This window comes from Escherichia sp. AM3 (genome assembly GCF_032029835.1).
GTDB lineage: Bacteria > Pseudomonadota > Gammaproteobacteria > Enterobacterales > Enterobacteriaceae > Escherichia > Escherichia coli.
The window spans coordinates 1-337 of the sequence record NZ_JAVUPQ010000727.1 but is presented as its reverse complement, the minus strand read 5'-3'; the positions used below and the strand labels follow the sequence as shown (position 1 = coordinate 337).

Sequence of the window (337 nt, the reverse complement as noted above, 5' to 3'; positions counted from 1 at the left end):
GCGATCTCTCCGTAGTTCAGATCCCAGTTGTATTCATCAGAAGCAGCACGCAGCTGAGAGAAGCCTTGAGCATAGGAAACGATTTTACCGAGGTATAAAGCGCGACGCACTTTTTCGATAAATTCAGCTTTATCACCGGCCGGCTGAGCCTGTGGACCACTCAGCACTTTCGAAGCTGCTACACGCTGGTCTTTCAGAGAAGAGATATAACGAGCAAAAACGGACTCAGTGATCAGAGACAGAGGCTCGCCGAGATCCAGTGAGCTTTGGCTGGTCCACTTACCGGTACCTTTGTTTGCTGCTTCATCAAGAATGACATCGACGAGGTATTTACCCT

Annotated in this window: 1 pseudogene; it reads right to left on the bottom strand. The window is 49.3% G+C overall.

The features are described 5' to 3' along the window. Window positions 1-337 (bottom strand): annotated as a pseudogene (locus tag RTW80_RS28085) (NADP-dependent phosphogluconate dehydrogenase); the annotation flags it as partial.